Annotated in this window: 6 protein-coding genes and 1 pseudogene; 5 read left to right on the top strand and 2 right to left on the bottom strand. The window is 66.6% G+C overall.

Annotation, left to right across the window (positions count from 1 at the left end; translation table 11 throughout):
- A partial coding sequence (locus JOY90_RS02770) for an ABC transporter ATP-binding protein (protein ID WP_291689642.1) occupies positions 1-481 on the top strand: 481 nt, incomplete at its 5' end.
- Between the two features lie 128 nt (positions 482-609).
- On the opposite strand, the gene JOY90_RS02765 is transcribed toward JOY90_RS02770, so the two are convergent.
- On the bottom strand, positions 610-2,085 hold the full coding sequence (locus JOY90_RS02765) for an MFS transporter (RefSeq protein ID WP_291689641.1): 1,476 nt from the start codon (positions 2,083-2,085) through the stop codon (positions 610-612).
- A 341-nt stretch (positions 2,086-2,426) separates the two neighbouring features.
- On the opposite strand from JOY90_RS02765, the gene guaB reads away from it, so the two are divergent.
- Both guaB and JOY90_RS40030 read left to right on the top strand, forming a co-directional pair.
- Positions 2,427-3,914, top strand: coding sequence for an IMP dehydrogenase (gene guaB / locus JOY90_RS02760; RefSeq protein ID WP_291689640.1), 1,488 nt, complete (start codon positions 2,427-2,429; stop codon positions 3,912-3,914).
- Positions 3,915-3,964: 50 nt separating this feature from the next.
- Positions 3,965-4,113 (top strand): annotated as a pseudogene (locus tag JOY90_RS40030) (NADP-dependent oxidoreductase); the annotation flags it as partial.
- A 12-nt stretch (positions 4,114-4,125) separates the two neighbouring features.
- Here the strand turns inward: JOY90_RS40030 and JOY90_RS02750 are convergent.
- Positions 4,126-4,959, bottom strand: a complete 834-nt coding sequence (locus JOY90_RS02750) for a metallophosphoesterase (protein WP_291689638.1) — start codon at positions 4,957-4,959, stop codon at positions 4,126-4,128.
- A gap of 170 nt (positions 4,960-5,129) precedes the next feature.
- On the opposite strand from JOY90_RS02750, the gene JOY90_RS02745 reads away from it, so the two are divergent.
- Positions 5,130-5,552, top strand: a complete 423-nt coding sequence (locus tag JOY90_RS02745; protein WP_291689637.1) for an MAPEG family protein — start codon at positions 5,130-5,132, stop codon at positions 5,550-5,552.
- Between the two features lie 23 nt (positions 5,553-5,575).
- The coding region (locus tag JOY90_RS02740) for an RsmB/NOP family class I SAM-dependent RNA methyltransferase (protein WP_291689636.1) at positions 5,576-6,828 on the top strand (1,253 nt) is incomplete at its 3' end.

Here is a 6,828-nt window from a genome sequence, read left to right as displayed (position 1 = left end):
CAGGCTCGGCCTCGCCTATGTCCCCGAGGACCGGCAGGTGTTTCCGGAGCACAGCGTCGAGGACAATCTCCTGATCGCGGGCAAGAGCGGCCCCGACGGCCGCCGCGACTGGACGCTGTCGCGGGTCTGGACCACCTTCCCGCTGCTCGCGAGGCTGCGCTCGCGCCAGGCTGGCCGGCTGTCCGGCGGCGAGCAGCAGCTCCTCGTGATCGCGCGCGCCCTGATGGGCAATCCGCTGGTGCTGCTGCTCGACGAGCCGAGCGAAGGTCTGGCCCCGATCGTCGTCGCCACCATCGGCAGGGTGCTGCGCGAGCTCGGCACGAGCGGCGCCACCATCCTGCTCGCCGAGCAGAACATGCATTTCTGCCTGCGCATCGCCGAGGAGGCGGTGGTCATCGACAAGGGCAAGGTCGTGCACCGCCAGGACACGGCGGGACTGGCCGGCAATGAGGATATCCGTCGGCGGTATCTCGCGATGTAGCGATCATGAGCACAGAAACCATTACGCTGGGAGGGCCGCTTGGGCCCGCCCGGCCGTCGTTGGGAGAAGGGGCCGGCGCAGGCGGACAGCTCGCAATGACGGGGTCCGGGCGGAGAGGTGCAATCAAATCACCCCAACCGCTGGTCCCTTGCTTCCTCGGTGGTCTCGCTCGCCGCCAGCTCCGCCGTCTTGGCGGCGCCCTTGCGGCTGGAGACCGCGAGCGCCTGGCGGCCGGAGATTTCGTGGCCGGCATCGTCTGGCATCTGCCAGAAGAAATAGGCCGAGGCCGCCGAGATCGCGGCGACCACCAGGAAGGCCGGCGCGAACACGGTGGCGCTCAATTCGGTCGCGTGATTGAGCCACAGCGTCGACTCGACCGAGGCCGCGCCGACCGCAACGCCGGCCGAGACCGCCAGTTGCTGGTTGACGCTGACCAGCGTCGTCGCCCGGCTCATCTGTGCCGGCTCGACCTCGGCATAGGCGACCGTGTTGATGGCGGTGAACTCCAGCGAGCGGAAGAAGCCGCCGACCACCAGCACGATCAGGATCAACAGCAGCGGCGTCGTCGCCGTGAACAGCGCGCAGGCGGCGAGGAAGAAGGCGCTGACCACCGCATTCACCGTCATCATGTTGCGGAAGCCGAAGGTGCGGATGATGCGCGCGGCCAGCGTCTTCATGCCCATCGCGCCGACGGCGGAGCCGAAAGTGACGAGGCCGGACTGGAACGGCGACAGCCCGAAGCCGACCTGCATCAACAGCGGCAGCAGGAACGGCAGCGCGCCGATGCCGAGCCGGAACATGAAGCCGCCGATCAGGGCGGCGCGGAGCGTGGCAAGCCGCAGCATCGAGAAATCGAGCACCGGCGACCCGGTGCGCCGCGAGTGGAACACATAGAGCGTCATCGAGATCGAGCCGATCCCGACCAGCGCCGCTACCACGCTCCATGGCAGCAGATTGAGGCCGGCGACCGACAGGCCGAAGGCGATGCCGGCGAGCCCGACGCCGGCCAGCACCAGTCCCTTGAGATCGAAGCGTTCGGACGTCTCGCCGCGGATCGGATCGATGAATTTCAGCGCCATGAAGATGCCGACGAGCCCGATCGGGATGTTGATCAGGAAGATCCAGTGCCAGGACAGATAGGTGGTGATGAAGCCGCCGAGCGGCGGCCCGACCACGGGGCCGATCAGCGCCGGCACCGTGACCCAGGTCATCGCGTTGACCAGCGCGCTCTTGTCGATGGTTCGCAGCAGCACCAGCCGCCCGACCGGGGTCATCATCGCCCCGCCCATGCCCTGCAGGATGCGGGCGAACACGAAATCGGTCACCGAGCCGGAGATCGCGCAGCCGATCGAGCCCACCATGAACACGCTGACCGCGAGCGCGAACACGATGCGGGCACCGAAGCGGTCGGCAGTCCAGCCGCTCGCCGGGATGAACACCGCGAGCGACAGGAGGTAGGAGGTGATGGCGAGCTTCAGCGTCAGCGGGCTCGTGCCGATGTCGGCGGCGATGGCGGGCAGCGAGGTGGCGATGACCGTGGAATCCATGTTCTCCATGAACAGGGCGGTCGCCACGATCAGCGGGATCAGGCGCTGCCTGGTCATCCAGTTCGTTGTGGGCGGCGGAGGGGGCGGGGAGGGGCGCTGCAGCATCCCTCTTTCATAGAGGGGATTGCGCGTTCGGGCAAAGCGCCTAAATCCTGCGTCACGGGAAAAACCCGGGAAAGATCAATGATCTACGTCATAGCTGCCCTGCCGCTGCCGCTTGGCTGCCGCCACGGCGTTGAAAAGCCGATGGGGGTGCTTTGATTCGTCACAGCAGCATGCTATCGACCGGCGTCAACCCCACCGATGGGCATCGATTCGACGGCGGCGCCGCGGGCCTCGCCGAAGGCTGTGCTCATCCCCACGATGATTGCGGCTGACGGCTGCGAAAGGAGTTGGCGATGGCACGGATTCAGGAGCTTCGCGAGGCTTACACGTTCGACGACGTGCTTCTGAAACCTGGGCTGTCGGACGTGCTGCCGTCCGAGGTCGATATCCGCTCCCACGTCACCCGTACCATCCCGCTCAACATCCCGATCATCGCCTCCGCCATGGACACCGTCACCGAGGCGCGCATGGCGATCGCCATGGCGCAGGCCGGCGGCGTCGGGGTCATCCACCGCAATTTCGAGCCCGAGGCCCAGGCCGCCCAGGTGCGGCAGGTGAAGAAGTACGAATCCGGCATGGTGGTGAACCCGCTTACCATCGGCCCCGACGCGATGCTGTCGGACGCGCTGGCGCTGATGAGCGATCATGGTTTCTCCGGCATTCCTGTCGTGGTCGGCGGCGGCAAGGGCATTCCCGGCAAGCTGGTCGGCATCCTCACCAACCGCGACGTGCGCTTTGCCACCGATCCGCGCCAGAAGGTGTCCGAGCTGATGACGCATGAGAACCTCGTCACCGTGCGCGAGGACGTCAGCCAGGACGAAGCCAAGCGCATGCTGCACAAGCACCGCATCGAGAAGCTCCTGGTGGTGGACGAGAAATACCGCTGCGTCGGCTTGATCACGGTCAAGGACATGGAGAAGGCGGTGGCGCATCCGCTCGCCTGCAAGGACGCCCAGGGGCGCCTGCGGGTCGCGGCGGCGACCACGGTGGGCGAGGGCGGCTATGAGCGCACCGAGCGGCTGATCGACGCCGGTGTCGATCTGGTCGTGGTCGACACCGCGCATGGCCACTCCTCGCGGGTGCTCGAGGCGGTTGGTCGCATCAAGCGGCTGTCCAACGAGGTCCAGGTGATTGCCGGCAACATCGCCACCCGGGACGGCGCGCAGGCATTGATCGATGCCGGCGCCGACGCGATCAAGGTCGGCATCGGCCCTGGCTCGATCTGCACCACGCGGATCGTCGCCGGCGTCGGCGTGCCGCAACTCACCGCGATCATGGAGACCGTGGAGGCTGCCAAGAATGCCAAGGTCAGCGTGATCGCCGACGGCGGCATCAAGTTCTCCGGCGATCTCGCCAAGGCGCTGGCGGCCGGCGCCGACATCGCGATGGTCGGCTCGCTGCTTGCCGGCACCGACGAGACCCCGGGCGAGGTCTATCTGTGGAAGGGCCGCTCCTACAAGGCCTATCGCGGCATGGGCTCGGTCGGCGCGATGGCGCGTGGCTCGGCCGACCGTTACTTCCAGCAGGACATCAACGACACGCTGAAGCTCGTACCTGAAGGCATCGAGGGCCAGGTGCCCTACAAGGGTCCGGTTGCCAACGTCATGCACCAGCTCGCCGGCGGCCTGCGCGCCGCCATGGGCTATGTCGGCGCGCGCAACATCGCCGAGTTCCACGACAAGGCGCAGTTCGTCCGCATCACCGGCGCGGGCCTGCGCGAGAGCCACGTCCACGACGTCACCATTACGCGCGAGGCCCCGAACTATCCAGGCGGGGTGTAGGCGCAAGACCCTAATGGTATTTGGCACCCGTCATGGCGAGGCGCGAAACGGTGGTGGCCTCCAACAATCCGAAATCGCCAAGGGCGACATCGTGCTCGGCCGCGCCGGCTGGCAGACCCATGCGCTGTCCGACGGCAAAGGGCTCACCAAGATCCATCAGTCGCTGGCGCCGATCTCGACCGCAATCGGCATGCTCGGCACCAAACTGACCTCAGGCGATCTCCGGGATCAGCTCCTCCAGGTCGACATCGACCTGGCCGGGCGCCCGGATATGACGGACCTCGAAGGCGTTCGGCTGGAAGCGATATTCCACGAGCCCGACTTCCTTGACGGCGATCCGCTCCTGGCGCTTGTCGGAGATCATGAAGCCGGCCGACGGCGCCCAGACATAGCGGGTGTGGCCATGGGTGAAATCCCGGCGCTGGTGCACATGGCCGCTGGCGACCAGCCGGAGGTCGACGGCATGCAGCATCTCGACCAGGCGCCGCCGCGCCGGCATCGGAACATAGCGGAACGAGGTCTGTTCGAGCTCAGGATCGTCGGGGGCATCGAGGAAGATCGGCTTGTGCAGGAACAGCGCCACCGGCTTGCCGTCGGTGCTGGCAAGCTCGGCCGCCAGCCAGTCGAACTGCTCGGCCTCGCTGGCGAGGCCCGAGTTCATCACCAGCGAGTTGAGGCCGATGAAGCACCAGCCGGCAGCCTCGAAGCGCCAGCAGTCGTGGCCGAACACTGCAATGAAGGCCTGCCGGTCCTTCTCGGTCACCGGCTCCTTCGGCGGCGCGCCGACCTGGGTCGGGTTGTCGCCGATGTCGTGATTGCCCGGCAGATAACGGCAGGGCGCCGGCAGCGCATCATGCAGCGAACGCGCATAGTCGAGATCCTCGGGCGCGTTCGGACCATCGAAGCCGATGTCGCCGCTGTTGATGACGAGGTCGGGCCGCGTCGCATCGATATGCTCTCGTACCCGGTCGAAGTTGGCGGTCAACTTGCCGAGACGCCGCGCGAGATGCGTGTCGGAGATCTGGGTCAGACGAAATTCGCTCATGGTACCGTTCCTTTCGATCCGAACATAACGTGCGCGGACTTCGGAATCATGACGCCTCGCTCGATCGCGTCGATGAAAGAATGATCATTGTTTCAAACGATTTTTCAAACTGCGATACGCGACGCGCAAACGGCGCGTAGGTTGTCGACGGAAGCAAAGGGGAGATTGCGATGTCGCTTCAGATGGTCTTGTTGCCGGTTTTCGTTCAGGTGGGGCTGACCTTCTTTCTCCTGTTGGGGATGGCGACCGCGCGCACGCGGGCGCTGAGCGGCGGCGAGACGAAGTTCTCCGACATCGCGCTCGGGCAGCCGAAATGGCCGGCGCGTGCCACCCAGATCGGCAACTGCTTCCGCAACCAGTTCGAGGTGCCGGTGCTGTTCTATGTCATCGTTGCGCTGGCGCTGCCGATCCGCCATGTCGATTTCGTGCTGGTGCTGTTGTCCTGGGTCTTCGTCGCCACGCGTTTCGCTCATGCCGGCATCTTCGTCACCTCGAATGACGTGCGCTCGCGCTCGCTCGCGTGGTTCGCCGGCGTGCTGGTGCTATTCGCGATGTGGATCTACTTCGCGCTGAAGATACTGCTCTTGATCTAGCGCGCTCGAATGGGAGGCCCATTATGACTCCTGCTGCCCGGCTGTCCGCCGCAATCGAAGTGATCGGCGCCATCGAGGCGCAACGCGCGCCCGCGGCGCAGGCCTTGAAGGAATGGGGCACCTCGCATCGCTTTGCCGGCTCCGGTGATCGCGCGGCGATCGCCGGCCTGGTCTGGGACGTGCTGCGCCGGCGCGCCTCCAGCGCCTATGTCATGGAGGATGACAGCCCGCGCGGCCGCCTGCTCGGCATGCTCAAGGTCGAGCGCGGCATGAACGTGGAGGCGATCGCGACGCTGTGCGATGGCGGCCGCTTCGCCCCTGACCCGCTCACCGAGGCCGAGCGGTCGGCGCTGGCGTCGCGCTCGCCGGACGACGCCTCACCGCCGGTCGCCGGCGACTATCCGGAATGGCTCGATCCCCATCTCGCTGCCGTGTTCGGCGACGACCGCGCCGCCGAGGCGCGTGCCATGGCGAGCCGCGCGCCGCTCGATCTGCGCGTCAACACGCTGAAGGCCAAACGCGAGAAGGTTGAAGCTTCGCTGGCGCACCTCGGCGCCAAGCCGACCCGATGGTCGCCGGTCGGGCTGCGGATCGAACTGGGCGCCGACGCCCGCAACATCGGCGTCCACGCCGAGCAGGACTTTGTCAAAGGCGCCGTTGAGGTACAGGATGAAGGCTCGCAGCTTGCAGCGTTGATTTCTGCGGCGAAACCGGGCGAGCAGGTGATTGATCTCTGCGCCGGCGCCGGCGGCAAGACTTTGGCGCTGGCGGCGATGATGCAGGGAAAGGGCCGGTTGATCGCCACCGACCAGGACAAGCGGCAACTGGCGCCGATCCACGAGCGGCTGTCGCGGGCCGGCGTCCATAACGCCGAGGTGCGCGCGCCGAAGGGCGGGGCCGATCCGCTGGCCGACATCCGGGCTTCCGCCGATCTCGTCGTGATCGACGCGCCATGCTCGGGCACCGGCACATGGCGCCGCAACCCGGATGCCAAATGGCGCATGCGCCCGGGCGCTCTCGACATCCGCTTGAAGGACCAGGTCGAAGTGCTTGATCGGGCGGTGCCTCTGCTCAAGCCGGGCGGCCGCATCGCCTACGTCACCTGTTCGGTGTTGAAGCCTGAAAACAACGAGCAAATTGATGCTTTCCTGAAGCGTCATGCCGGCTTTGCGGTGGTGTCGCCGTCCGAGACGGCGAGCGTGCTGTGGGACAAGGCGGATGATTTTGCCGCGGCGGCGCTGCAATCGGCCGAGGGCTGGCTGATGACCCCCCGCCG

The sequence above is a fragment of the Bradyrhizobium sp. genome, assembly GCF_019242285.1.
Taxonomy (GTDB): domain Bacteria; phylum Pseudomonadota; class Alphaproteobacteria; order Rhizobiales; family Xanthobacteraceae; genus Bradyrhizobium.
This window is presented reverse-complemented; position numbering and strand designations above follow the sequence as displayed.